Raw genomic sequence first — 23,292 nt, 5'->3', positions numbered from 1 at the left:
TCGAGGGCCCTCGATGAGCCACCGGCCCGCCCGTCGCGCCCGCCGCGCCTCCGCCAGCCCGCTGTTCACCCCCCACGGCACCGACCGGGCCAGCCGCAAGGCAGCCCGCCGCCAGCTCGCCGAGGCAACCGCCAAGGCCCGCGCCGAAGCCAGCGCCCACCAGGCCGAGAGCACCTCTGCCGAGCACGAGATGCCCGCCGCGCTCTACCCTCCGAGCGGACGTCCCGGGCCGGCCTCCGCCCGCAACAACCGGCTGAAGCTGCCCGCCCACCGCATGACCACCGCCGTGGCCGCCGGTGCGTATCCGTTCCTGGCCGAAGGCGGGCTCGGCGCCGAGGGCATCTACATCGGGCGCGACGTCCACGCCGAGGCATCGTTCGTCTTCGACCCGTTCGCGCTGTACGGCAAGGTCGAGGGATTCACCAACCCCAACCTCCTGCTCGCCGGGGTAATCGGCCAGGGCAAGAGCGCGCTCGCCAAGTCCTTCGCGCTGCGTTCGGTCGCCTTCGGCTACCGCGTCTACGTCCCGTGCGACCCGAAAGGCGAGTGGACGCCGGTGGCACAAGCCCTCGGCGGACGCTCCGTGGCCCTCGGGCCCGGACTGCCCGGACGGCTGAACCCCCTGGACGCGGCCCCGCGCCCGGCAAGCGTGACGGAGGCCGACTGGGTCGGCGAGATCCGCAAACGGCGTCTGCTCCTGCTCGGCTCCCTGGCCCGCACGGTCCTGGGCCGGGACCTGATGCCGATGGAGCACACCGCCCTGGACGTCGCCCTCGACGCCGTTGTCACCCGCGCCGCCGACACGCACCGTACCCCGCTGCTCGGCGACGTCGCAGCCACCCTCAACAACCCCCACGCGCTCGACGAAGCCGCCGGCATGATGTCCGGCCAACTCGGCGACGCCGCACGCGACCTGGCCCACGCGATGCGCCGCCTCGTCCACGGTGACCTGGCCGGCATGTTCGACGCCCCCTCCACCGTCGCCTTCGACCCGCACGCGCCGATGCTCACCATCGACCTCTCCCGGCTCGGCGGCTCCGGCGACGACACCGCCCTCGTCCTCGCGATGACCTGCGCAAGTGCATGGATGGAGTCCGCCCTCTCCGATCCGAACGGCGGCCGGCGCTGGATCGTGTACGACGAGGCATGGCGCCTGATGCGGCACGTCGGCCTGCTGCAGCGCATGCAGGCCCAGTGGAAGCTCAGCCGCGGCCTCGGCATCGCCAACCTCATGGTCATCCACCGGCTGTCCGACCTACTCACCGCCGGCGACGCCGGATCACAAGGCCGCGCCCTGGCCGAGGGCCTCCTGGCGGACTGCTCCACCCGGATCATCTACCGCCAGGAGACCGACCAGCTCCACGCCGCAGCCTCCCTGCTCGGCCTGACCTCCGTCGAGATGGACGCCATCGCCCACCTCAACCGCGGCAGGGGCCTGTGGAAGGTCGCCGGACGCTCTTTCATCGTGCAGCACCTCCTGCACGGCCACGAACTGGCGCTCTTCGACACCGACGCCCGAATGCACTGAAACCCCGATGAGTGCATCCCAGACCACTCGCGACAGGAAACACGATCGAATCTCACCCGACCACCGCGCTGTTCCCCATGCTCGACGAGGACGAACTCCAGGCCCTCGCCGACGACATCCGGGACCTCGGTCAACTACAGCCCATTGTCCTGGACTCCTCCGGCCGGATCCTCGACGGCAGGAACAGGCTCCGTGCCTGCGAACTCGCCGAGGTCACACCCGAGTACGTCACCTACAGCGGGGACGACCCGAGCGCCTACACCTTGTCGGTCAACCTCCGCCGCCGCAGCCTGTCGAAGGGCCAGGCCGCGATGATCGCCGCCAAGGCGTGTTCAGTCTCTGAACGGGACCCCCGTTCAGAGACTGAACGGTCCGCCCGTTCAGTCTCTGAACAGGCCGGCGTGTCGCTGGGACGGATCGGCCAGGCGAACATCGTCCTGCGCTACACCCCTGATCTCGTCGACTCCGTGATCGCCGGCGCCGTGGGCATCGATGAGGCGTACCAAACGGCACGGGAGAAGAAGGCGCAGGCTGACTCAGCAGAAGCGCAGCTTGCCCGGCTCCGAAACGAGGATCCCGCCCTCGCCGACCGCGTCGTCGAAGGTGAGCTGACCTTGCAGGGCGCCTGGGCGGAACGGAAGGCCCGGATAGAAGAGGACCTACGGCAGCGACGAGTCGCCACGCAACTGCTGTGCGAGGTGGTCCCCTCGCTCGCTCAGGTCCGGGGCAGCCGCACCTTCGCCCTGTACGACCCCGAGTTCGCGCCGCCCGGGCGCGCCGTGACCCGAGAGGTCATCGCGCATGCGGCCACGGCACTGGCCGAGATGGCTTCGGTGTGGCAGGAGCGTAACCTTCCGTGAACTTCACCTCCGACCCCGTCCTCCGGAAGATCGCGCTGGAGGCCGCCCAGCAGGTCACCACGGACACCGGCCGTATCCACCAGGACGAGCTTCTCGAAGCGCTCTGCGAACGGCTTGCTCCGCGCGAGGAACTGCTCGGCCTGGTTATCAAGAAGGCCGGCCAGGCCATGATGCGAGACCTCGGGGAACGCCACAGCCCGCGCCGTCACCGCACCACCAACGGGATGTACCACCCCAAGAGCATCATGAAGCTCGGCAACGGCATCTGGGTGTGGATGAAAGACAGCACCGCCACCGACATGACCGAGTGGGGCCGTATCTCCTCGCGAAACTTTGTCCGGACCGCCACGGCAGAAGCACACAAGCAGGAGTACGTCAGCAGCCGAAGCGACGCCTACCGGGAGAACCCCCACTGCAAACGGCTCTCCACGCTCGAAGAGTCCGTCTTCGGCTACCGGCAGGACCCCCTCGACGGCTTCCCCGACACCGACAACCTGTAGCCCTCGCCCGAAGGACTTCCGCATCATCTCGCGCGACCCAGAGTTCGACCTGTACGACAACGTCGGCCGCGACGCCGACCAGATCCACGCCGCCCGGTACAACCTCGCCACCCGCGGCGACCTGAAGCGGTGGGCGCGACGCGACGCGCAGCCCTTCCGCGACGCTCATCCGCTGCCGGACCAGCCCTGGCCCGCACCCGACCTCACCCCCTACCTGGACGCCCTCGCCGCGGCTCAGACTCCGGCAGAGATCGAAGCAGTCACCGACCACGTCCTGGACGCCGCCGAACCTGCACTGCGCGCCGTGAGCGACTGCCTCGTCGCCGCCGCCCGGTGGCGGCGGGAGAACCGCGGTGCGGCCAAAGGATCTCCCTCAAACCTGCTGATGACAGCGGCCAGCCGGGCGCTGTCGGTCCTGGCCCTCGCCGACGAGGCCGGCCTGAGCAGGCTGCGCGCCGCCTACGACCCGGCCCCCACCCCCGCGACACCGACCGGCGGCCAGCCTGGGGCCAGCTCAGGCGTCCCGCCCGCTCCTCCGTCCCCCGGCACCGCACCCCGCCGATAGCTCTCTTTCTGCGATTCCAGTCCCGGCCGACTCTCGCATACGCGATCCCGAGGGACCACCACTGTTGATCGACACGGCACCGCCACCGCCTGCACACGGAGTCCTCTTGAAACGTCCCCCTCACCTGAACGCCACCGAATGGGCCGAATACCAACAACGCCGAGCCCAACTCGACGACCTCATGGCACAGGTCGCCGACCAGGAAGCCCAGATGGAACACGACCTGATCGCCACCCACGACGAGTACGAACTCGGCTTCAGTCAGGAGTCGCAACCGGGAGCCACCCCCGCTGGACGGACGCCTCCACCGCACCGATCGCCCGCCTCCTCCCGCGGGAGGAACCGTGGCCGCTGACGAAGCGAGCACCCCAGACTCCCGCCGCGCGGCTTCGCTCGCACCGCTTCCCGACCACCGCAACGTGGACACCCCGTGGTGGCAGGAGCTGTGGCGTCGCCACGCGCACATCACCACGCCGCTGCGGGCGCGCGGACTACAGTGCGACATCGAGTTCGGCCTCAGCGCCTACATCGTGCGCGTCTCGCTCCCCGACGACAGCTGCCTGATCATCGGTCCGCCGCAGGAGCCGTCCTCCGAGCGCCCGCCCGGAGACCCCGAGGGCTGGATCGCGACGCGTGAGCACCCCGACGACCCGTCGCTGTTCGAGGTCCTCTACGACTCCGCCCCCTCCGCCGACCCCGGCGCTCCCCAGCGGCCCGAAGCCCGCCACGGCGGCAACGCGGAGCCCCTGATCGAGGCGATCGACCACCGCCTCGCCCAGCTCGGACTGCTACCACCCCACGAAAGCCCCCACGTGCGCTCAGTCCAGCCGACGCCCCCGCCCCAGGCCCGGGATGTCCCCGGCACACCAGACCGTGCTCCCGTCTACGTCTACGGCAACGCGCTGCGCGCTCTGACCGACCGGCTCAACGGAGCCCAGTCGCATGCGGATGCCGCTGCCCTGCTGCACCAGATCCTGGAGCCCACCGACGGCCTGCTGGCGCAGCTCGGCGAGTTCTTCGAAGCAGCCGGCGAGAAGGCCAAGGAAGCCGAGGAGGACGACGGCTTCGACCTGTCCTACGACCTCGCCGACGCTGCCGCCGAGATCCGTAACCTCGCAGAGGTCCTGCACGTGGCCGAGGACCGGATGCGGGCACTGACCCCGCTGGTGCCCGCGCCGCGGCTTTCGTCCACTGCGGCCCGTGCACCGTCTCTTCCCCCGCGAGTACTTCCGCCGGCACAGCCGCGGCACACGCGCTGACCCCGGACCATCGCTTCCCTCCAGGACACATGACCTCACCCCGCACCGACCTGGCCGCCTTCGCCGCCGGCCTTGCCGCACGCCTGCCCGGCACCTGGACCAGCGAGTACCAGCGCCATTCGCAGTACGCGGACCAGTTCCCCCGAAACGAGAGGCTCTGGGGCACCGGTCACGTCGACTATGTCGTCAGCCAGTACGTCTTCACCCACGACGCCGTGCTCCACGGCCCGGCTGGCCAGCGGCTGTATGTGGCCGACCGGCCCCGCTACCCGTACCAGTTCGTCGTCGCTCCCCTCGCCCCCGACGGTGCGCGCATCAAGCCCCACCACTTCGCCGGAATCGAGGAACCCAACGGCATCGCCGTCCCCGCCGATCCCGCGCGGGCCGCGTCACAAGTCGCCCGGCGGGTGCTGCCCCGCTACGAACAAGCCCTGCGCGCGGTACTCGACAACGCGGCAAACCAGCCCGAGCCTCCGCACCGGCCCGCCCCACCGCAGGTCGATCAGGTCCTCACGCTGACCCTGTACGGCGACGGAGCCCTCGGCGCGCCGTACGAGAGCGTGCCGGTGGATGCCCGCATGACGCTGTACGCCCACGGCTTCCAGTACCACCCGCACCAGGCGGCGTTCCTCGTGCCCGCAGCCTACGGGGAGAGCGGTCGCGCGCTTCGTGTCCATGCCGTGGCTCAGCAGCTCACGGCCAAGGGCATCGGCGTGAACCTGCGCCACTCGGCGCCCACCACCAGCGCCGGCATGCCGCCGGCGTCAGCGAAGGCCGCGTCCCCGCTCCGCCGTACGCGCTGACCCGCCCCCGCCCATCAACCCTTGGAGTCTCCATCCGCATCGCCCGCCGCACCCTGCCGCTGCTCGCCGGCACCGCCTGCCTCGCCCTGGCCCTCACCAGCTGTGCCGACAATGGCACCGCCGTCGCCAAGCAGACGCCCAGCGCCAGCAGCACGCCGAAGCCGGCACCTGCTCTGAGCGCCGCCCAGGCCCGCGACGTCATCACCCACTACGCGAAGATCAACAACGCGGCCAACGCCGACCGCAACCGCGCCCTGCTCGACACGGTCGAGGACGGCCCGCTCTACGCCATGTCTGCCTCGGACTACACCGAGACCGAGGGACTTCCCGCAGCCGACCGCACGCCCTACAAGCCCTGGTCCTACGACACCGCCAGCGCCAAGCTGTACATCCCGCGCCTGGCCGCCGGACAGAACCGCTGGTTCGCCGCCGCGCTCTCGGACCAGAAGGGCAAGGCACCCTCGCGGCTGGCCGTGTTCGCCGAACGCCCCCAGCACAAGCGCTGGGAGATGGTCTCCGTCGTCGACCTCGACGACAGCCCGAAGCTCCCGGACATCGCCCTCGACCGGGACGGGTACGCGACGGCCGTTGCCGCCGACGGCAACAAGCAGCTGGCAGCGGGCGCCGACCTGCTGCGCACAGCCGTACTGGACAACTTCGCCACCGGCGGCACGCACACCGGGACGAAGGTCTTCGCCCCGACCGAGGCGAGCAAGCGGCAGATCGAGGTCCACGCCAAGTCCGGCACCCGCTTCGGGAACCAGGGGACCTCCGTCTTCGCCGACGCCGCCAACCGCTACACGGACGTCTACGCCCTCAAGACCACCGACGGCGGCGCGCTGATCCTCTTCTCCCACACGCACACCCAGACCGACGCCGTCGCGCACTCCGGCCTGCAGATCAACCCCGGCAAGGAAGACCGGGCCTGGCTCCATGACGTGCCCCGCACCTCCATCACGTACACCTTCGTGTGCAACGACGCCGCCACCGTCCCCGCCAAGGCCGCCCCGTCCCGCCTGATCGGCTACACCTGCGCCCGCACCGACGCCTCCGGCCCCCCGGTCGCCTCCTAGTCGGACCGCGCGTAGACGCACACCCTGACCCGCCGCGCGCCAACTGATGGCCGCCCAACGTCCCCGCTCTCTCGCTCGATCCGGAGAAGCCCCTGTCCACACGCTCCTTCATCGCCCGCCCCACCACCGGCACGAAGTACAGCGGCATCCACGTCCAGCTCGACGGCGTGCCCAGCCACCACCTCCCCCTCCTCCTGGCCGCCTACCAGCACAAGTTCGGACGCGACGTGGAGGCCATGTCCCGGCACCTCATCGACGACGTCGCCGTCGGCTGGGACGAGCTGGGCACCGATCTCCTCGACGGCGCCCCGCCCGCACTCGTGGCCGCGCTGACCGGCGGCGAACAGTGGCCCAGCCGAACCCTCGACCACCTGATCACCCCAGACGGCTCCCCGCCGGTGCGCATGTCGGTCACCGACGAGACCGCCGCCGAGCAGGACATGCAATGGGGCTACGTCCTGCACAAGCACGGCATAGAGGTGATCAGCCTCCTCCCCGAGGACACCGGCCCGGTCGTGGACTGGGCCACCGACCCGCGCACCGCCTTCAACGACCACCCGGCGGCCTGGTCCTCCCCCGACCCCAAACCGGCCATCCGGGCATCGCGCGGCAGGCAACCCCAGAGCGCCCCCGCCGCAGCCCCGGCGAAATCCGGCGCCCCGCGCCCCGCCGCCCGACGCTAGTTCCCCCACGTCTCCCCGGAGCCTTCCCTGCCCCCGCACACCAAGCCCTTGATCACCGTCGTCATCGCCAGCCGCCTGCGCGAAAACCGGCTGGCCTACCTGACCGCCATGCACGCCAGCCTCACCCGGCAGTCCGTGCCATGGGAGGCCGTGATCGCACTCGACGGTGCTTCGCCGGACCGTCTGCCGGCCCCGCTCGCGCAGGACCCCCGCGTCCGCACGCTGACGCTGCCCCGGCCGGTCGGCGCCGCCTGCGCCAGGAACCTGGCCCTCGGCCACGTACGCACCCCGTACACCAACTGGGCAGATGACGATGACGAGTTCACCGACGACGCCATGGCCGTACGGCTGAACACCCTGGAGTCCACCGCGGTCGGCTGGTGTGCGGGCTGGAGCGAGGACCACTACCCCGACGTTTTCCAGCCGACGGAGGCGCTCTGTGGCCGGTGACCTGGGATTGAACGTAGCGGACATGCACGCCACGGCGCTCGCGAAGGAGCCCCAGTCCACTCGTTCGGGTTCCGCAGAATGCCAGTTGCACAACGTCGCCGCATTGAAAGGTAGAGCCCCACTGCGTTCCACGCCTACTGCCGAAGTCGCAGTCGTCACTCCGACGCGGCTTCGGCCGGACCGGATCGCGTACCTAATGGAGCTCTATGCGAGCCTTCGCGACCAGGACGTGAGCTGGGAATGGATTCTGGCCCTCGACGGCGTGTCCGTAGACGGCGTGCCCGAAATCATGCGCACGGATGCGCGGGTGAAGGTCGTTGCGCTTCCGCGGCCGGTGGGAGCGGGAGCTGCGCGCAACTTGGCTATGAACGAGGTGAGTGCCGACTGGCTCACCACGTCGGATGATGACGACGTCCTCCCCTCGAAGTCGTTGTCCGTGCGCCTGAACTACGCGCAGAAGCATGGTCTGGGCTGGTGCGCAGGCTGGTCTGCAGACCTTCGTCCTGACCGCTCGCTCACCACCTGGCGCTGCTCAACTCCGGTTGGATTCCACGAACCTGGTGATGTCTGGCGCCATTGGGCATCTCCGGATTCGACCATTCCGATGGGGCCGACGACGCTCATGGTGCGCACCGACATCGTCCGGGCGAGCGGTGGCTATGCCGCTCTCCCCCAGGGAGAGGACTACGCGTATCTCGTCGGTGTCACCGGTGCTGCCTGCGGTGCTCTGCTGCCGACCGTGGTCTACCACTACCGCAAGCACGCGGAGCAAATGACGGCCCAGCCCGAGTACCCGGCCATGGAGCAGCAGGCTCGCCGGTTCGCTTGGAACCATGGCAAGCACCTGGAGTCACTGAGCGTTTTCAGGCCCGGTGTAGGTTCCGCAATTCCGTGAGCATTTCCGCGTGATCATGAGCACCGATCGAGCATTTCCGCGTGATCATGGGCAGCGGTGACGCTCCGTGGATGAGCCGGCTTGACCTTCGACCCGGGTCGAAGGTCTACCGTCGAGGTGTGAGCACGATGAGGATCTCCCAGCTCGCCGAGCGCTCCGGCGTGCCGGCGACCACCCTGCGCTTCTACGAGGGCGCCGGTCTGCTGCCGGCCGACCGGACCCCAGCCGGATACCGGCTGTACGGCGAGGCCGCGGTCGAGCGGCTGGCGTTCATCGGCGCGGCCAAGCACCTCGGGCTGCCGCTGGAGGAGATCGGCGAGCTGCTCGGAGTGTGGGAATCGGGCGCCTGCCGGGACGTGAAGGCCGACTTGCGGCCGCGGCTCGCCGCCCGCCTCACCGAGGCCGAGGAACGCTCCGCCGAGCTGGCTGCGTTCACCGCCTCCCTGTACACGGCCCTGGAGCACCTGGATGCGCTGCCCGATCGCGCGAGCCCGTGCGATCCCGAGTGCGGCTTCCTCACCACGCCGATACCGGCCGTCGGCACCCAGGCGGTCGACGTGGCACTCGCACCCAGCCGCCAGGCCGCCGAAGCAGAGGCGGAGTCGTGGCGGACAGCGCCGGTGGCCTGCTCCCTCACCGGCGACGGCCTGCACGAGCGGACCGCGCAGTGGCGCAAGGCGGTCGACGGCGCCGTGCGGACGTCGGTGCCCGAGGGGCTGCGGCTGACGCTGCCGGTCGAGCGGACGGCGCGGGTGGCGGAACTGGCGGCGGCCGAGCAACGGTGCTGCCCGTTCTTCGACTTCCGGCTCCACCTCGACGGCCGGCGCCTGCACCTGGAAGTCCGGGCGCCGGCCGACGGTGCGGAACTGCTCGCCGACCTGTTCGGCCGCGCCGCCTGACCGCGCGGCCTTCCCCGTTACAACCGCTTCCCCCGGTCCGGAGAGTCCTACCGTGCTCGTCGCCCGTTCCATCGCCCTGTTCGTCGTCGCCGCGCTGCTCGAGATCGGGGGCGCCTGGCTGGTCTGGCAGGGCATCCGCGAGCACAAGGGCTGGATCTGGATCGGCGCCGGCGTCATCGCGCTCGGCCTGTACGGGGTGGTGGCCATCTTTCAGTCCGACGACAACTTCGGCCGCATCCTCGCCGCGTACGGCGGGATCTTCGTCGCCGGGTCGATCGCCTGGGGCATGGTCGCCGACGGATACCGGCCCGACCGCTTCGACGTCATCGGCGCGCTGGTCTGCCTCGCCGGGATGGCGGTCATCATGTACACCCCGCGCGGCCACTAAGCCGGCCGCCGCGGGATCAGGTCAGCGCCTGGACGGCGTACGCCGCGCCGAGGGCGGTGGCGAGGGCGCCGAGCAGGAGGCGGAGCGCGGTTTCGGGCAGATGGGGCTGAAGGCGTGCGCCGAGGTAGCCGCCGATCAGCCCGCCCGCGCCGCAGGCCAGGCCCAGCGACCAGTCGGGCGCTACGGGACCCGAACTCGCCAGGGCCAGCAGGGCGTATGCGGCGGCCCCGGCGACGGACGTGGTGAACGTCGCAGCGAGGGTGGCCGGTGCGATACGGGTCATGGGCAGGCCGCGCGCGGCGAGGATGGGTCCGAGCAGGGAGCCGCCGCCGATACCGTAGATCCCGCCGACTACTCCGACCGTCAGGGCCAGGGCTGCGAGCATGCGCGCCGCCGGTTCCGCCCCGTCCGGACGCCTCTGGGCCGGGAGCAGGGTCCGCAGGCACAGCCAGATGCCGAGCGGCAGCAGGAACGCGGCGACCAGGAGGCGGAAGACGCCGGGACCGGGGAGGGCGAAGACGCGGACGGCGGCGCCGACCAGGACGCCGGGCAGCGTCCAGGCGACGAGGCGCCGGGCCAGCCCGCCGCGCAGAGCGCCGTCGCGGCGGTAGCGCCACAGCGCCCCTGGCCCAGCCACCACATTGAACAGCAGGTTCGTCGGCGTGACCGCCGGACTCGACACACCGAGGACGCTCAGCTGAACCGGCAGGAGGAAGACCGCCCCCGAGACTCCGACCGGGGAGGTCACTGTCGAGATCAGCAGTCCGGCCGCGAACCCGACCCAGATCGTCCACTCCACCGCTGCCTCCGCCGCTCCTTGATCGCCCGGTCAGTATCGGCGGAGCCGGCGACGGTGGGGGGCGGCGGCAACGAGATGTTCACGAGCAGCAGGTGCAGCCCGGCGCGCAGCCGCAGGAGCCCGCTGCGGCTCCGGCGGTCCCGGCGGGATCCGGGGTGCGGGCCGTGGGTGCGCAGCAGCCCTTGCCCTGCCAGGCGTCGCGGCCCTCCTTGACCGCGACGGCGGCGATGACCAGGGCGGCGATGGGGTCGGCCCAGGACCAGCCGAGGGTGGCGTTGGCGACGAGGCCGACCAGCAGGACGGCGGAGAGGTAGGTGCACAGCATGGTCTGCTTGGAGTCGGCGACCGCGCTCGCGGAGCCGAGCTCGTGCCCCGCGCGGCGCTGGGCGGCAGACAGGAACGGCATGATCGCCAGCGACAGCGCGGCGATGACGATGCCGGGGATCGAGCGGTCGGCCTCGCCGGTGCCGGCCAGGGCCCGGACCGCGTCGATGCTCACGTAGGCGGCGAGAGCGAAGAAGGAGACGGCGATGATCCGCAGGGTGGTCTTCTCTCGGGCCTCGCGCACGGCGTGGTCGCGGGCGGAGAACTGCCAGGCGACCGCCGCGGCGGAGGACACCTCGATCACGGAGTCCAGTCCGAAGCCGACCAGGGCCGTGGAGGAGGCGATCGTGCCCGCGGTGATCGCGACGACGGCCTCGATGACGTTGTAGGTGATGGTCGCGGCGACCAGCAGCCGTACGCGGCGGGCGAGCGCGTCGCGGCGGGCCGGGGACGGGCCGAGGGATATCGCGCTCAACAGCAGCAGTCCTTCGTGGCGGCGTCCGGGCAGGTCTTGTCCGACTCGACCGCGACCACGGCGGCGAGAAGGTCGTCCAGGGCGTGGCCGAGGCGTTCGTCGGCGAGCTCGTAGCGGGTGCGGCGCCCGTCGGGCACGGTGACGACGAGGCCGCAGTCGCGCAGGCAGGCCAGGTGGTTGGACAGCCGGGTCCGGGAGATGTCGAGCGTGTCGGCGAGATCGGCGGGATAGGCCGGCGCCTGGCGCAGGGCGAGCAGGGTACGGCAGCGGATCGGGTCGGCGAGCGCGCGGCCGAAGCGGGCCAGCACCTCGATGTCGGAAACAACGGTCAGCACACGATGACAGTACACAAAGTCCTGAATTCAGGAAACTCTGTATTCAGGTCTGTGGGTGGTCGGCTGGCGTCGGGGGGAGGCGAGCTACAGCCAGCACTGCGGCGACATGCCCCTTACGCAGGCCCTGGTCGGGGTTCTCAGCCAGCGGGGGCGGAAGCCGGAATGAGGACGATGACGGTGCCACCAATACTCCGTTGACACTTGGTCGGTGGCAGAGGACCTCAGCCACGAGCGTCCGCCCGGCGGCGCAACGTAGCCGGTGATCGCCGGTTATGGAAACCGGCCTTCGTCGCGATCATTGAAGTACCCCCACCTCACTACCCAAGGAGGACGTCACGCCTGTTCCCGAATCGCTTCGACCACAGCGGCCCACCGTCACGAAGAGTGGTGTCCGCACACCTCCGGCGTGGGACTTCTGCTCATGATCACCCACCTGAACCTGTGCACACCGATCACGGAAACACACGACCTTCCAGGTGCGAGTGCTCACGGAATTGCGGAACCTACACCCGGTGCCTGCTCGGCGAGTAGGTCGGTGACCGATGCGACGTAGGAGTGGGCGGTGCCGACGGATAGAAGGCTGCGGCGATGCGGGCGAGGGTTTCGTGGCGGCGCAGGTACACGAGTACGACCAGTGCACGGCGGTGCGGCGGGAGTTTGCACCGCCGGTCACCCTCGCGGGTGACGATGAGCATCGTGACCCACTCGACCAGGGCGTGAGGCAGGTCGAGTGCGGCAGGATAGGGAACCAACAGGGCTCCTGTGCTGCTGGGTTGAGACGTCGAACATTTCCCTCAACGGCACGGGAGCCCTGTCCGTTGCGTACCTCAACGTCACGCCGTCCCGTCACCCGATCAGTAGCCACGCTGAAAACGCTCAGTGTCCGGACCGGCCGAGCCGGCGAGGACGACATAGATGTTAAGCGTCCGTGTCGGAAGCCGGGGTGATCACTGCGGTGGGACCGGGGTAGACCAGTTGCTCCTGCCCGTCGTCGAAGCGGACGAGGTAGGGAGGGGTACCGTCCGGACCCTTCACCTCCAGGATTTTCCCCGTGCGATTGCGCACACCGCTTCCTGCACCGTCGTTGTAGCGATCTCCCACATTGGCGCTCAAGACCGTTCCTTTCGTCGCTGTTCGATGTAGCGCAGCAATTACCCGGTGCACATTCTGGACATACGTCCTGTCACCCGAATGGGGCATGGCAGGACGACCACCAGCCCACATGACCCAACTGGTAGAGGTGCGCGGTACCGGCCCCCTCGGGGAGATCCGTACACAATCCGCAGAGTTCCCGGTTCGACCCCGGGTGTGGCACAGGGCCGTAAGTTGCCCGACGTTACGGCTTGGCGTGCTCCAGGACGTTCCCGTTGGCTGCGTTGTTCTTCTGGTTGCCGACGTACGCGGCGAGCACCGGAACCTTGGCGACTTCCTGGCCCACGGTCTCAGGGACGGGGCCGATGCCGGTTGCGAAGTTCCAGTCATCGTCAGCGTGAGCGGGGGCGGCGAGAGCAATGCTCGCGACGGCGAGTGCAGTGGCAGCAACAACCTTCTTCATGATCAAAGAAACGACCATGCCGGATCGGGGAAACGGTCCCCTGCGACTTTGAAGCCCGCCTAGCTCTATTGGCGGAGGTGCGCAGGCTTACGACCCGCAGAGTTCCCCGTTCGACTCCGGGTGTGGGCACTGTGCCTTTGACCAGACCATATGCCGTTGCTCCGAGGGTGACAACGAGCACCAGGACGACGAGCTAGAGGGGGTGCGGGACCGTGCGCTGTATCGACTGCACCGAGCCGGCGACGCACCGCGGACGCTGCGAGGAACACCACCAGGACTACGGCAAGCGGGCTTCGGTCCGTGCTCGGCGTGCTCGCCACCCTGTGCTCGTCCGGGTGTTCTCGGGGGCCGCTCGCCTCCGTGCTCTGGTCGGGTCCGCGGCCCGGGCACCTGTCAAACGAGGCATGGCACGACTGAAGTCCTGGCAGATCTTCCGCAGATCCCGCATCAGCCCCAACCGCATGAGCGTCATCAAGCCGTCCTCACCCTGGAGAGGCAACGCTGGAAACGCTCACTGCGGCGGAGAGCGTGTATGCAGGAGCCGCGGTCCTGCGGACATGCCCGCGTGATCATGGAAACCGATAGCGCCCAGCAGTGGTCGTTTCTAGCCAGCGGCTGAGGCCGAGCCCGCATGGAATCCCCCCGCTTGGCCTAGTCCGAGCGATCATCCGCGAGCCCCGGCATGCACTAAGGGTAATTCTCTGCAAACTATCTGCGACAGACATCACCACTGAAACACGGAGCTTCCATGCAGTCTGACTCCACGTCCACGCCAAGCACCCCTGCGCGGCCTTCTTCTCGACGCACCAGGATGAGCGCGCTCACGCTGGGGGTCGCGGCAGCCTTGTCCCTGCTGCCCGGGGCCACCACTGCGTCCGCGGAATCCACGCGTGCCGTGGCGAACGTCCCGATCTCCACCTACGCCAAGATCGTCGATGGAGACTACGACTTCGCCTACGCGACCACCACGGATGCGGGGCAAGCCCTCAAGGACCAGGGGTTCACGTACGAGGGTGTCGCTGCCTACATCTACCCCACGGACACGCGAAACCCGGACGCCGTACCCCTCTACCAGGTCTATAACGCCGGCCGCACTGACCATGCTCTTGTGACTGGCGAACTCGACGCGCTCAAGCAGCGGGGCTACGAGAACCAGGGCCCGATCGGTCGGGTCCTACTCGCCAGGAAGCCCGGTAGCGTCCCGATGTACGCCCTGTACAAGCGTACGGGCCACTTCTACACCACCAAGGAATCGGTCCGAAGGCAGTACGTGACAGCTCGAGGCTTCGCGGAGGTTCAAAAGGACAATCCCATGTACGCCTACACGACCCGACACATCGACAGCTCCGGCAACTGACCTCTACGGCCGCGGCGGCCCGTGCGCGAAGGACACACAGGTGCCGCCAGGAACGTTCTGAATCAGACAGCCTGGGCCCTGTCTCGTCGGTGGTCAGCAGCAGGGCGCGGCAGGCCGGTTCTCCTCGGCGAGATCGGCGAAGGAAATGGGACAGCAGGGGTACCGATTGCAAGCCCGGCGGTGAGGCCCAAACCTCCCTAGGAGGGTGGGGCGGTGAGCTGCTCTGCAATCTGCGCTTCGAGCGCGGCGATGCGCTTGTCGGCGAACCGCGCGTTGTCCCGGGCCGCGGCCAGGCGTTTGGTAAGGCGCTCCCGCTCGGCCGTCAGCGCTCTGACCTCCCGTTGCAGGGCGACGTTCGCAGTGGTGATGCGCACGACATCGGCGTCGGTCCACTCGCCCTGCAGTGCGGCAATCTGGCCGAGGAGTTCCGCGATACGTTCCCGCTGGTTGAGGACCTCCGCGTTGGTGTGCTTGAGGGCTTCCTCGGTGTTGAGTGCGCGTTCTCGCCAGGATGCCTCCACTGCGTCGCGCTGGGCCTGATCCGTCTGCGTTCGCAGTCCGCGGGCCCGGAGTGCGGCCTCGGCGACGAGGGTGCGGGCCGCGATGTGTTCGTAGAGGAAGGTGCGCGAGACGTCCGCTTGGCGGGCGACCGCGGCCACGGTGATCGGGCTGCCACTCTTGGCGAGGTGGTCGACGACGCACTGGATGCGCTCCAGGCTGGCTTCGGTCTTCTGGCGCCGCGCCTTGAGGGCTTGGGCGGTGCGGTGCGATGAGTCGGTCACGCAGGCTCCTCGTACGAGTCGGTGCCGTCGGGGATGGTCGCGGCGAGGTCGCTGGCCCGGAAGGCGAGCGACCACATGCGGTCGAAGTAGTCCTGGGGCCGGCGCAGGTCCAGGGCGAGCGCGTCCTCCAGCATGCCGAGGCCAGCCAGTGCCTTCTCCAGTCCGCTGATGGCGCGGGCGGTGGGCTCGAAGACGGTGTGCAGGTAGTCGGCGGTGCGGTCGTCCGGGGCGCGTTCGGCCAACGAGGCCCACTGTTCGGCTTTGCGGCGCCAGTACAGGAGGTCGGCGCCGGACATTACGAACTTGTCGCAGTTGTGGCAGTCCAGGTCCCACGGGCACGCGTCGCCTCGCACCACGGGCTGGTATGTGCACAGGCCGCCCTCGGCCGGGGTGCTGCGGCGCGAGAGATCGATCGCTATGGCCTGGGCCTCGGCCCTCGTCATGTGTTCGTTGGGCGATGCGAGCAGCAGGCCCGGTTCGGCGGATCCCGGTCCGCTGACCCAGACTCGCTCGAGTGCGTCGTCGACCTCCGAGGAGGCGACCTTCGCGTAGTGCTCGGCCATCCGTACGGAGATCTGGCCGAGGTACTGCTTGATGTGGTGCAGGCCGGCGCCGTTCTTCAACAGGTTCGTCGCCAGCGTGTGGCGGGCCTGGTGCGGCACCCAGGCGCCGACGTCCAGCGCCTCCAGCCAGTCGCGGAAGGCGTCGCCGAAGATGCTGTAGGTGATGGCGACCGTGCCGTCCGGGTTCTTGTGCGGCGAGGGGAACAGGGCGAGCGTCTTGCGCTCCTTCGCACCGGGGCTGCGGCCGTAGAGGTCCTCGAAGCGTTCTACGGTGAGCTGTTTGCGCAGCTGAAGCCGCTCAAAGAGGCGTTGCGGGATACGGATCGCCTCGTCGAGGTTGCCCACCTTGGTCTGGTCGTGCCAGAGGAAGGGGACGTTGCGGTGGATCGACGTGCATTCCAGCCGCAGCTCGGTGACCTCCGAGGCCCGGCGTCCGGTGAACACCAGAGCCTCCCAGATGTCGCGATAGCCCATGTCGTTCGGGTCGAAGCGGTCATCCAGCAGCTGCAGGTTCGTCTCGTCGGCCAGGGCCCGTGCCACCGGGTCGGGGAACGGGTTGCGGGTGCGGTCGGCCCGTTGAGCCTTCGGCAGGGCGATGATGAACTCCCGCGGCAGGCCGATGTGTTCGGCCTCCCCGGTCTCCATCGCATCGCGCAGGATCGAGCGGGCCTCATTGAAGGTCTGGCGGCGGGTATAGCCAGTGACCTTCATCGGCCTGCCGTCACGGCTAATCGCCAACGACGGCAGGCCCTCACGCGCCCGCTTGTTGTGATCGGCGACGAAACGCTGCATGTGATTTGCCGTCAGAACCGCCGGATCGTGGCCGCCACCGGGCGCGACAGCGCTCAGGAACACTCCGAGCTCGACGCACGCCTTGCGCCCGCCCTCGATGTGCTGCGGACTACGCGGCGCCTGCGGGGAACGCAAGCGGCGGTCCACCCGATCCCAGAGCAGATCACGCAGCCACCGCTGCGGTACGTCGGTGAAGTCGAAGTGACTGGAGCGGCGCTTGTAGCGGATGCCGTAGTGCTCGGTCTCCACGAAACCGGCCTCCTTGGCCTCCCTCTTCGTGACGTAGACGATCCGCAGCTCGTCCGCGGTCTCGCGCAGGATTCTGCGTTCGTGCTCGGCGAGCGCCGCCGGGTCGGACAGCAGGTCGAGCACAGAGTTCACGCCGCGCAGGCGGGCCAGGTTCGCTACCGCCTGGATGTGCCACAACGGCCAGGCCGTGCGCTGGGCCTTCTGGGCGTGGGCCAACAACCCGAAGCGGATCTCGGCCTGGACCAGCGGCGCAAGGCCGAGAAGATTGACCGTGCCGGCGCGCGAGGCGGGCCGGGCGGTGCGGCACCAGTGCCGGAAGGCATCAGGGTCAGTGCACATGATCTCGACGGGGTCGCGGCCGACGACCCGGTCGCCGCCCCACCCTGCCGGTCGCTGGGCGCCACCGGGCCGGCCGTCACTGCGATAGCGCTCGTCGTGGACGTAGCACAGCCGAAGAGGGCTGTCCGCCCGGCCGACACAGGACTCGACCAGGCAGTCGCCGTAGCCGGGGAGGGCCTCGGTCTGCAGCGCCACGAATTCGTCGTAGGTGAGATCCAATTTCCTGAACAGGACCTTGTTCCACCGGCTGAAGTGGGTCAGACAGAGCCGCAGCCCGAGATGACGGGATGGGCGCTCAGGACAGAACCGGCAGTCCGGCGGCTCCATGAGCCGAAGGTCGAGGACCTTGGGCTGGGCCGTGCGCAGGAACTCCCTGCGCGTGGAGCCGGGTTCCTTCTTCGCGGCTCGCCACTCGGCGCGATGGGGGTGGCACAGGTCCACGGTGTTCGTGCGGGTGGCGCGGCAGCCGTTGACCCGGCAGAACCAGCCGTAGACGAGGTGGTCGCCGGGCCAGCGCAATACGGCATCGCGATAGACCGGCTCGACACCTGGAGCCCCCAGAAGGGCGGTGAGGATCTCCAGCCGATCACGTCGCGCACGAGCCGACGTGCTGACCAGCAACTGCAAAGGGACACGCCGCGCTTCGCTCACCGCAGCTCACCCCACGTCGTCCGGAGGGCATCGTGAAACACCGGGTCGTTCACGTCGACGTGCGCGTAGATCTCATCGACGACCTCCGTTGAGGCCCATCCGCCCGCATCACGGACGATGGCCAGATTCCCGTCGGCAGCCTCCAGGACCGCGCTGGCCCAGGTGTGCCGGAACATGTGCGGCTTGATCAATCCCAGGCCCGCCCGTCGGCCAGCCCGCTTGAGCATCTTGCGCGCCCCCTCCGGGGCCCACGGCAGACCACGCGAGGGGCCGTGCTGCTGGACGAGCAACATGCCGTGCGCAGCACCGCGCGGATACTCCACGGTCAGGTACTCGAAGTACGCATGGACCATGGCCGGACTGACCCGCTTAATCAACCCGCCGTTGATCACCCCATCACGCAGCTCCCACTCCCACTTCGTCTTTGCCCTCGCCCCGTTGACCAGCCCGTCCCTGTGACAGACGTGGGCATGCGGACCCCGGCACTCCCCGCACGCGGCCTCCTCCCGCAGGTGCAGGTCGCACAGGTGCAGCCCGCACATCTCACCCGCCCGGAACCCACCATCGCTCAGCCACTCCACCACCATCCGATCCCGCAAGGAGTTGACCTCATCCAGCAACACCGCCCGAGCGCCGTCCGGCAGCTGTTTCTTGTGCCGACGCCGCACCGACTTCGGCGCCAGCGGATTCGCCTGCATGCTCCGCTGCAGATGACCGAGCAGCGACCGGTCCCGATCCCGCTGGGTCGGCATCCGGTGCAGCTTCAACGCCCCCACCAACTCAGTGTTGACGCCCAACTCGGCCTGCTTCAGATAGAAGCCCTTCAGGACCGCCGCGGCGCCGCGCAGCGCGTCGTTGCCGTACGGCCGCTTCCCCACCCGCCACGGCCGTCCATACGGTCCGGCGATCTTCGCTCCGACCGCGCCCATGTAACGCTCAAGGTCACCGAACCCGACGACCTCCGGCGTCAGCCCTTCGTGCTCCAGCCACCGAAGGTGATCGGCGAGAAGGTAGGCGTACGTCCGATCCGACCCCGTACAGGCGTAGTCGACCAGGTACCGGTCCGCCCCGCCATGCACTCCTCGCACCGAGTCGAAGATGGTGTACGCCTCACGGCCATCGCCGTACCGCACCGACTGCACCCTGAGCTGACCAACCGACAGCGTTCGCACCACAGTTCCTCCGAGCCGACCCGTCCACCGACATGGCGAACATCACGGCACCGGTCGGCAAACGAGCACGTGACGTACCCGGTCACTGGTCCGGCGAACATCCCGAACAACCCCGGACTCAGCCGGAAAACAGACGGCTCGACCACCCTGTGGCGCTGCCCCACGCCGCCCGGGCGACACGAGGCCGGTGACGTGTGGACGTACTGGAAGTCGCCGGCGGACACCATCCCCATCGGGCCGACCACGATCCTCGCCCGCACCGACCTCGTGCGCGCCGCGCCGATGGGCGGCCTCGTCCAGGGCGAGGACTACTGCGCGGCCCTCGGCGTGACCGCTCTCGCGCCCGGAATCCTGCTGCCAGTCCCCGTGTACAAATACCGCAAGTGGAACGGGCAGATGACAGCGCAGGTCGGATACGACCAGCTGGAGGCCGCTGCCCGGGAGCATGCCTGGCAGTACGGCCGCAGCCTGCGCGCCGTCCTCCGCCACGGTGAGGTCTAGGGTCCGCCACTTCGTGAGCACTTCCACGTGATCATGAGCAACGAGCTCTTCACGTGATCACGAGCATTGTCTACGTTCACCCTTCGGGTGCCGGTGCTGTGACCGGGGCCGCACACTCGAAGCAGAAGCCGACACTGCCAAAGCTGTGGAACTCGGGCAGCGGGCCGTCGTCCTCAGGGCTCGGGAGGAGGTCGCAAACGCGGATAACCTCTCGGGCCACAGCACGCGAGCTTCCACAGCCGAAGCATGTGGGGAGGTCGCCGGTATTCAGCCCGCTGTCGTGTATCACGGCGTATTCGTAGGCAAGCGCGGAAGGCAGCCATTCGACGTGGCAGAAGCGGCACCGTGGTGTCAGCTGGGGGTCACTGGCTCGGTTGCGCTCGACGACGAGGGTGTTGTGGAAGCAACGCGGGCACTGCACGGTGAGTGCCTCCAGCCCTTCGAGAGACGGCCGGATCCGCTCCAGGCGTTCGGTGATGTACGTGTGCATGCGGTTCGCGCCGGCGCTGATGTATTCGAGGTCCTGAAGGACGTCATCGCCAGCAGCGGCCAGTGCTTGCACGTCTGGATACAGCGCCTCGTACAAGAACCGAATGAGGAAGTCGAGGACCTTGGCAGCCAGCGCCTCGACGGACTCGTAGGTCTCGGTCAGCCCATAATGCTGCAGCGCGTTGCGTGTCTTCGCCAGGGCGTCGAGGCTTTTCTCCTCGGCTGCGGTGATCTCGAAACCGACGATGTCCCGGATGCGGCGTACTGCCTCACCGGGCGCGATGCTGGTGAAGTCACCCTTCTCGAACTTCGCCCGGCTGAATCTGCGTTCGGTGACTTTCTCCGCGACCAGGCTCCAATGCTCCTGCTCCAGACGGGCTTTGAGTAGTACCTCAGCCGCCGCCTGGAGGTGGAGGACGACGTATTTGAGCTGGCGTGGTCCGGGCTTCTCACCGTGCTCGTCGGGAGCGAGATGGTCGACGACCATGACCAGATAGTCGAGCCCATTATCGATGGGCGGGAAGGCGAGAGGGGTGCCGGATCCGACGGGATCACGCGGCGAGGGGCCGAATTTACTCACCCCCGTCCGCTCCTCGATCTTGAGTCGTCGCTCGTAGGGGTTGACGGTCACTGGCACACCTGGCCCTTCCGTGGGGAGAAAGACCGCAGCCATTCCTCCATGCCGATCGGGGTCAGCCGCGGGTTCGGGACAGGCTAGATGATGATGTGCGTCCGGCCTCGAACGCCTTCGGCCGGCCCCTGCTGTGACCCACACCGCCACTCGCCGTCTGTACCGGCCAACTCCCCAAGACCTGGCTCGAAGCTGAGGCGCAGATCCGGCCGACGCCGCGACTCTGCTCGACGGGGACGTCCGTCCACGGCGGTGCCGTGCCGACGCAGGAGCGCCATGCCCGCGCGTGGCCGGCCACCACCGAGAGTCAGCCACGTCCGGCGAGGTCTTCCTGCGCCAGGCCCGGACAAGCGCACCCACCGCCGCCCGACCCTCTCCGTCTCGGCGTCGGCCTGTCCCTCCACCACAGTCCGTTCCGAGCACCGCAGTCCCTGACCGTTCCACCCCAACAACGTGAGGAGAACCCCTCCCCCTTGCAACCCGGCACCCACTTCGCCTTCGGCGATCACGAGGAACACGGCTTCGTGGCCTCCTTCACCGCCGCCCTGCCCGCGCACATCGCCCATTGGTACCTGGAGCGCGAGCAGTTCGAGCCCGTTCCCGGAGAACCCGGCCTGTACCGGCTCAGCGAGCCCGAGCGCGACGGAGTCCGCCGCACCCGCCAGGCCGTCCACGACCTGCGCCGCCACGGCTACACCGTGCAAGTCGACATCCGTCTTGACCCGTCCCTGTCGGCCGGCCCGCCGCGCTTCGCCCGGCCCAACGGACTCCAGGACCGCCGCAGCCGTCTCGCCCAGGCCGCCGCCGGCCAAACGACGCAGCGCTCAGCACCGCCCACCACCTCCCCGCCGTCGGCCCGGCCGATCCCGCCGAAGCCCACCTATGCGCCGACCGTCCATTTGATGGCCGCGACCGGCGGGCGGTCCCGATGACACCCGCGAGCAGCCCGGCACCCGACGGGCCCTCTCCGACGGCTCCCGAACTGGCCAACCGGGCGCGCGACTTCCGACTGCGGATGGCGGTCATCGACCGCGAGACCGAGGCCGCGCTCGACATGACACGCGACCGGTACGGCAGTACCGTCCACGCGGGCGCCGCGGCAGCCGCACGAGGCAGCCGCGACAAGGCGGCGGTGGAGGCGTACGCCACCCACCTCGCCCCGCACGCCGAGGCTCTCCTCGATGCCGCCCGCCTCGTGCTCGATGAGCTGCCACCCGCCCGGCACCTGGCCGGCTGGCGGGCCGTTCTGGACGGCCTGGCCGCCTCCGCCGCCGAGATCCGACGGGCGCTCGACCGGCCGGCCACCCCCGGTTCCCCGGCCGAGCGCGCTCAGCACGCCGCCCTGTGGCCCCACCTCGCTGCCTGGGCGGACCACGGCTCCATCGCCAGCAACCTCGCCGACCAGCGCGACGGCCAACACCACAAGGCTCCGCTGACCGACGAGGAACAGCAGAAGTGGACCAAGAGGGCCCAGGCCGCGCAGCAGCGCGGCGAGCTGGAACTGACCGAGTCGTGGTACGCCGCCGACGGGCAGCCGATCACCCTCGCTCACCTGGTCGAGGACGACGACTCGACGGTGGTCGCTCTGCGCGGCGACCCAGACGCGCCAGGCTGGCAGGTGATCGGGCGCTACGCCCACGAGTACGAGGCGGGCAAGGTACTGCCCGCTCCGGTCCCGCCCGGCGTGCTGCGCGCGGACGTCTCCCGGTTCAACCGCCCGGCTCCGGTCCCGGAGGTGTCTTTGCAGGAACTCACCCGGGACGTCATCGAGGCCCAGCATGCCGGTGACGCGTCCAACGCCCTCCTCAGTGCCACCCAGCGCGGCTACAAGGCAGGGCCGATGGTCCGTCTCCAGGAACTCCTGGAGACGAGCAGCCAGTTCGCCAGTGCACTGGAGACCGTGCAGGGCCGCCAGATCGCCGCCCGCCTCTCGGCGCTGGGCCGGCAGATCGAGTTCCTCACCCACGAAGTCGAAGAAGCGGCCGAGGATCTCGGCGCGACCGTCGCCGTCCTGCCGCCGCACCGCACTCCCGTGCTGCGCATCCGCCCGCGCCCCGCCGTGGACACCGCACCACCCACGCCGCCGCGCACCACCACGACCGCCCGACACCGCTAACGCCGTGTCCTACATGGCGAACCCGAGCCTGCGCATGAGGAGCCGTCCGAGGCTGTCCTTGAGCGCCCGCGGCCTAGGTTCTGTCGTCAAATGTCACGCCCACATCAGGAGTGAGGCGAGGGTGACGGCTGCTTCGTAAGACTCAGTGGTCTTGTCGTACCTGATAGCGATCCCGCGCCACTGCTTCAAACGGTTGAAGCACCGTTCCACGACGTTGCGGTGTTTGTATGCCTCGCGGTCGAAGGCTGGCGGGCGGCCT

24 protein-coding genes and 4 pseudogenes are annotated in these 23,292 nt (G+C 69.2%); 17 read left to right on the top strand and 11 right to left on the bottom strand.

The features are described 5' to 3' along the window. Positions 1–13: 13 nt before the first annotated feature. The 12 genes and pseudogenes from ACF073_RS36950 (at position 14) to ACF073_RS36895 (ending at position 9,903) form a co-directional block, all read left to right on the top strand. Complete coding sequence (locus ACF073_RS36950) at positions 14–1,528, top strand: VirB4 family type IV secretion system protein (protein WP_392075877.1); 1,515 nt, start codon at positions 14–16, stop codon at positions 1,526–1,528. A 77-nt stretch (positions 1,529–1,605) separates the two neighbouring features. After that, the gene (locus ACF073_RS36945; RefSeq protein WP_392075876.1) at positions 1,606–2,388 is read left to right on the top strand and encodes a ParB N-terminal domain-containing protein; all 783 of its coding nucleotides are present in this window, start codon (positions 1,606–1,608) and stop codon (positions 2,386–2,388) included. Further along, the gene (locus ACF073_RS36940; RefSeq protein WP_392075875.1) at positions 2,385–2,888 is read left to right on the top strand and encodes a hypothetical protein; all 504 of its coding nucleotides are present in this window, start codon (positions 2,385–2,387) and stop codon (positions 2,886–2,888) included. The genes ACF073_RS36945 and ACF073_RS36940 overlap by 4 nt, the downstream gene beginning before the upstream one ends. A gap of 385 nt (positions 2,889–3,273) precedes the next feature. Continuing rightward, positions 3,274–3,453, top strand: a complete 180-nt coding sequence (locus ACF073_RS36935) for a hypothetical protein (RefSeq protein WP_392075874.1) — start codon at positions 3,274–3,276, stop codon at positions 3,451–3,453. A 344-nt stretch (positions 3,454–3,797) separates the two neighbouring features. Further along, positions 3,798–4,712, top strand: coding sequence for a hypothetical protein (locus ACF073_RS36930; protein ID WP_392075873.1), 915 nt, complete (start codon positions 3,798–3,800; stop codon positions 4,710–4,712). A gap of 29 nt (positions 4,713–4,741) precedes the next feature. Then, entirely contained in the window at positions 4,742–5,515 is a 774-nt protein-coding gene (locus ACF073_RS36925; protein WP_392075872.1) for a hypothetical protein, read from the top strand. A gap of 290 nt (positions 5,516–5,805) precedes the next feature. After that, positions 5,806–6,588: a hypothetical protein gene (locus ACF073_RS36920; protein ID WP_392075871.1), complete on the top strand. Its 783-nt coding sequence runs from the start codon at positions 5,806–5,808 to the stop codon at positions 6,586–6,588. A 167-nt stretch (positions 6,589–6,755) separates the two neighbouring features. Further along, the gene (locus ACF073_RS36915) at positions 6,756–7,271 is read left to right on the top strand and encodes a hypothetical protein (RefSeq protein ID WP_392075870.1); all 516 of its coding nucleotides are present in this window, start codon (positions 6,756–6,758) and stop codon (positions 7,269–7,271) included. Positions 7,272–7,319: 48 nt separating this feature from the next. Next, positions 7,320–7,685: pseudogene (locus ACF073_RS36910) on the top strand (glycosyltransferase family 2 protein); the annotation flags it as partial. Between the two features lie 25 nt (positions 7,686–7,710). After that, on the top strand, positions 7,711–8,616 hold the full coding sequence (locus ACF073_RS36905) for a glycosyltransferase family 2 protein (protein WP_392075869.1): 906 nt from the start codon (positions 7,711–7,713) through the stop codon (positions 8,614–8,616). 128 nt (positions 8,617–8,744) lie between these two features. Further along, the gene (locus ACF073_RS36900; protein WP_392075933.1) at positions 8,745–9,515 is read left to right on the top strand and encodes a MerR family transcriptional regulator; all 771 of its coding nucleotides are present in this window, start codon (positions 8,745–8,747) and stop codon (positions 9,513–9,515) included. Between the two features lie 52 nt (positions 9,516–9,567). Next, complete coding sequence (locus ACF073_RS36895) at positions 9,568–9,903, top strand: YnfA family protein (RefSeq protein ID WP_392075868.1); 336 nt, start codon at positions 9,568–9,570, stop codon at positions 9,901–9,903. A gap of 16 nt (positions 9,904–9,919) precedes the next feature. On the opposite strand, the gene ACF073_RS36890 is transcribed toward ACF073_RS36895, so the two are convergent. The 6 genes and pseudogenes from ACF073_RS36890 to ACF073_RS36865 all read right to left on the bottom strand — a co-directional run bounded on the left by ACF073_RS36890 (position 9,920) and on the right by ACF073_RS36865 (position 13,397). Next, positions 9,920–10,702 carry a sulfite exporter TauE/SafE family protein gene (locus tag ACF073_RS36890; protein WP_392075867.1) on the bottom strand — a complete coding sequence of 261 codons (783 nt, stop codon included), beginning with the start codon at positions 10,700–10,702 and terminating at the stop codon, positions 9,920–9,922. Positions 10,703–10,781: 79 nt separating this feature from the next. Further along, positions 10,782–11,501 carry a cation transporter gene (locus ACF073_RS36885; RefSeq protein WP_392075866.1) on the bottom strand — a complete coding sequence of 240 codons (720 nt, stop codon included), beginning with the start codon at positions 11,499–11,501 and terminating at the stop codon, positions 10,782–10,784. Further along, a complete protein-coding gene (locus ACF073_RS36880; protein ID WP_392075865.1) occupies positions 11,498–11,836 on the bottom strand; it encodes an ArsR/SmtB family transcription factor in 339 nt (112 codons plus the stop codon). The genes ACF073_RS36885 and ACF073_RS36880 overlap by 4 nt, the downstream gene beginning before the upstream one ends. Before the next feature lie 504 nt (positions 11,837–12,340). Continuing rightward, positions 12,341–12,588: pseudogene (locus tag ACF073_RS36875) on the bottom strand (transposase family protein); the annotation flags it as partial. Positions 12,589–12,754: 166 nt separating this feature from the next. After that, entirely contained in the window at positions 12,755–12,949 is a 195-nt protein-coding gene (locus ACF073_RS36870; RefSeq protein ID WP_392075864.1) for a DUF1918 domain-containing protein, read from the bottom strand. A 223-nt stretch (positions 12,950–13,172) separates the two neighbouring features. Beyond that, a complete protein-coding gene (locus ACF073_RS36865; protein ID WP_392075863.1) occupies positions 13,173–13,397 on the bottom strand; it encodes a hypothetical protein in 225 nt (74 codons plus the stop codon). 368 nt (positions 13,398–13,765) lie between these two features. On the opposite strand from ACF073_RS36865, the pseudogene ACF073_RS36860 reads away from it, so the two are divergent. After that, positions 13,766–13,893: pseudogene (locus ACF073_RS36860) on the top strand (IS5/IS1182 family transposase); the annotation flags it as partial. A 309-nt stretch (positions 13,894–14,202) separates the two neighbouring features. After that, on the top strand, positions 14,203–14,748 hold the full coding sequence (locus ACF073_RS36855; protein ID WP_392075862.1) for a hypothetical protein: 546 nt from the start codon (positions 14,203–14,205) through the stop codon (positions 14,746–14,748). Positions 14,749–14,945: 197 nt separating this feature from the next. Here the strand turns inward: ACF073_RS36855 and ACF073_RS36850 are convergent, their stop codons facing one another. The 3 genes from ACF073_RS36850 to ACF073_RS36840 are packed head-to-tail and all read right to left on the bottom strand — an operon-like array spanning position 14,946 to position 19,296. Further along, on the bottom strand, positions 14,946–15,530 hold the full coding sequence (locus ACF073_RS36850; protein ID WP_392075861.1) for a DUF6262 family protein: 585 nt from the start codon (positions 15,528–15,530) through the stop codon (positions 14,946–14,948). Continuing rightward, entirely contained in the window at positions 15,527–18,124 is a 2,598-nt protein-coding gene (locus ACF073_RS36845; protein WP_392075860.1) for a tyrosine-type recombinase/integrase, read from the bottom strand. The genes ACF073_RS36850 and ACF073_RS36845 overlap by 4 nt, the downstream gene beginning before the upstream one ends. Further along, complete coding sequence (locus tag ACF073_RS36840) at positions 18,121–19,296, bottom strand: tyrosine-type recombinase/integrase (RefSeq protein WP_392075859.1); 1,176 nt, start codon at positions 19,294–19,296, stop codon at positions 18,121–18,123. The genes ACF073_RS36845 and ACF073_RS36840 overlap by 4 nt, the downstream gene beginning before the upstream one ends. Positions 19,297–19,428: 132 nt before the next feature. Here ACF073_RS36840 and ACF073_RS36835 point away from each other — a divergent pair. Continuing rightward, positions 19,429–19,797 (top strand): annotated as a pseudogene (locus ACF073_RS36835) (glycosyltransferase); the annotation flags it as partial. 76 nt (positions 19,798–19,873) lie between these two features. On the opposite strand, the gene ACF073_RS36830 reads toward ACF073_RS36835, so the two are convergent. Then, a complete protein-coding gene (locus tag ACF073_RS36830; RefSeq protein WP_392075858.1) occupies positions 19,874–20,917 on the bottom strand; it encodes a hypothetical protein in 1,044 nt (347 codons plus the stop codon). A 473-nt stretch (positions 20,918–21,390) separates the two neighbouring features. On the opposite strand from ACF073_RS36830, the gene ACF073_RS36825 reads away from it, so the two are divergent. Both ACF073_RS36825 and ACF073_RS36820 read left to right on the top strand, forming a co-directional pair. Further along, on the top strand, positions 21,391–21,849 hold the full coding sequence (locus tag ACF073_RS36825; protein WP_392075857.1) for a hypothetical protein: 459 nt from the start codon (positions 21,391–21,393) through the stop codon (positions 21,847–21,849). After that, positions 21,846–23,033: a hypothetical protein gene (locus ACF073_RS36820; protein ID WP_392075856.1), complete on the top strand. Its 1,188-nt coding sequence runs from the start codon at positions 21,846–21,848 to the stop codon at positions 23,031–23,033. Before ACF073_RS36825 ends, ACF073_RS36820 begins: the two co-directional genes overlap by 4 nt. Positions 23,034–23,126: 93 nt before the next feature. On the opposite strand, the gene ACF073_RS36815 is transcribed toward ACF073_RS36820, so the two are convergent. After that, positions 23,127–23,292: transposase (locus ACF073_RS36815; RefSeq protein WP_392075932.1), on the bottom strand; the 166-nt coding region annotated here is incomplete at its 5' end.

The organism is Streptomyces sp. NPDC015171 (assembly GCF_043079545.1).
Classification (GTDB): Bacteria; Actinomycetota; Actinomycetes; order Streptomycetales; family Streptomycetaceae; genus Streptomyces.
Note: the sequence above shows the minus strand (reverse complement) of the source record. Positions and strands in the feature narration are given on the sequence as shown.